At 59.3% G+C, this 2255-nt stretch carries 2 protein-coding genes; both read left to right on the forward strand.

Annotated features, from left to right (window positions below):
- Nucleotides 1–129 precede the first annotated feature (129 nt).
- On the forward strand, nt 130–990 hold the full coding sequence (locus Q0L57_RS13050) for an outer membrane protein (RefSeq protein WP_296743228.1): 861 nt from the start codon (nt 130–132) through the stop codon (nt 988–990).
- Between the two features lie 143 nt (nt 991–1133).
- The gene (locus Q0L57_RS13055) at nt 1134–2069 is read left to right on the forward strand and encodes an outer membrane beta-barrel protein (RefSeq protein WP_366940902.1); all 936 of its coding nucleotides are present in this window, start codon (nt 1134–1136) and stop codon (nt 2067–2069) included.
- Nucleotides 2070–2255 lie beyond the last annotated feature (186 nt).

Raw genomic sequence — 2255 nt, forward strand, 5'->3', positions numbered from 1 at the left:
ATCTAAAATTGTATAGATTCGTGGTTAATCGGTACGGTTAAACGGCTTTTAACCTTTGCAATTCATTATCCACGCCGAGGTAATCAACTTCGGGCGGGATGTCGTCCCGAGGCTTCTAGGGGTGACAGCATGTTCAACACAGCAAGAATGGCATTCTTTGCCGCGCTGTTTGCGGGAGTGGCCGGCCAGGCCCTTGCCGCCGACCTCGCGGAACCACCGCCTGCCGAGCCGGCCCCGCCGCCGATTGTCGAAGCCCAGCCCGTCGATGTCGGTGGCTGGTACATCCGCGGCGACATCGACTATCACTGGTCGCAGTTCAGCGGCGCTGATTACATCACTTACGGTCCGCCGCCCGGATCGAACAGCTTCGACGGTGGCAGCCTGAAGGGCGCCTTCTCGGCCGGCGCCGGCGTCGGCTATCAGGTCAACCAATATTTCCGCACCGATCTCACCGCGGACTGGCTGGGCAAATCCAATTTTAGCGGCTCGACGAGCGGCACCTGCGGCACGCCTGCGCCCGGCACGCCTTGCGTATCGGTCGACAGCTCATCCTATTCGGCGCTGCTGCTCCTGGCTAACGCCTATGTCGATATCGGCACATGGCACGGGGTGACGCCTTATGTCGGCGCCGGTATCGGTGGCGCGTGGATGAAGTGGGACACCCTGAACAACACCGACAATGATGGTTCATTCGATCATGCTGGCGGCCAGGGCTGGCGCTTCGCCTACGCCCTCATGGCTGGCGCGTCCTACTGCCTGACCGATCGCGTCAAGCTCGATGTCGGCTATCGTTACAGCCATATCAATGGCGGCCGGATGTTCGAATACGCCTCGGGGGCAGGCGGCTCGACAGGTGCCGGACCGGGCTTCGACCATGGCGTCAACGTGCACGAAGTGCGCGGTGGCCTGCGCTACCAGTTCGGCCGCTCGGATTGCGCGCCGCCGCCGGAGCCTTACGTACCAGAGCCGGAGCCGATCTACACGAAGTAGTCGCCTCGAGTATTCCGGAATACCTCAACCGCCCGGCTTGCCGGGCGGTTTTCGTTTTTGACTTGCCAGGGCAAAAAGCCGGTCGAAATCAATTCGGTAACGGACCGTTATCCTTAACCGGCACTTAACCACTATGGTTAACAATGATCCTGAAACGGCAGCTGTGCTCGCGTTCGCGAACTGGCGCCAACCCTCAGGAGCCGGGGACCATGACATTCATATCGCGTATCGCGTCCGCGCTTGCCGCAATCGTCCTTTTGCCACTGCAGCCGGCGCTTGCGGCCGACTATGACCCGCCGATCTATGTCGACCAGGCGCCGGACTACAAGCCGGTCGAGGTGGGGTCGGGATGGTACCTGCGCGGCGATGTCGGCTATGCGTTCAGCCATCCGTTCGAAAACCAGATCGCAAATAGTGGCGCTACAACTTTCAGTTCGGACAGTAGCCTGTTCACTGGAAGCGTCGGTGTGGGTTACCACGTCAACGACTTCCTCCGGGTCGAGCTAAATGGCGGGATTCTCCCAACCAACAAATTCGACGACTATGCGGTGGTGCCAAACGGGTGCGCTGGACACACCAATACGCTGACAATCGGGCCCGGCGGCACGATAATTATCGGGACTGCAGCGGCGACCGAGGACTGCCAGGCCTCGAACAGCGCCAAGAACATAGGCTACAGCATCATGGCCAACGGTTATGTCGACCTTGGTACCTATGTCGGCTTTACGCCTTACATCGGTGGTGGCCTCGGCCTTGCCTACAACAAGTATTACAAGACGCAGGGCGAGCGGAAATGCGTGGCGGTGTCTCCGGATTCGAGTGGTGCCGGCGGCTTCACCTGCGATGATCCCGCAGGGTACGGCGGGTTGGAAGATTCCGAGGCGAAGTTCAACCTGGCTTATTCAATCGGCGGCGGCCTGTCCTACCAGGTTAGCAAGAATGTCTCGCTCGATGTTGGTTATGAGTTCTTCTCCGTGCCCAGCGCCAAATATGTGGCCTATGACGCTGGTGCATTCAACATCCACAAAGGCATCAACTATCAAACGGTCAAGCTTGGATTCCGCTACGACCTCTGGTGAACAACACCCGATGGATGCAAAATGGCGGAGCCCGTCGGTCCGCCATTTGCGTTTTCAAGCGTGCTTCGAATATCGGCTAGTGTCCCTCCAGCGACAAAAACTTTCCTCTTGACGCCGCAAGCCTGAAAGCCTATCGCCGTCCGTGGGCCACCCCTCCCCAACGAGGGGCCACTATCTGGAAGGATA

This window comes from Mesorhizobium sp. (assembly GCF_024509055.1).
Lineage (GTDB): Bacteria > Pseudomonadota > Alphaproteobacteria > Rhizobiales > Rhizobiaceae > Mesorhizobium.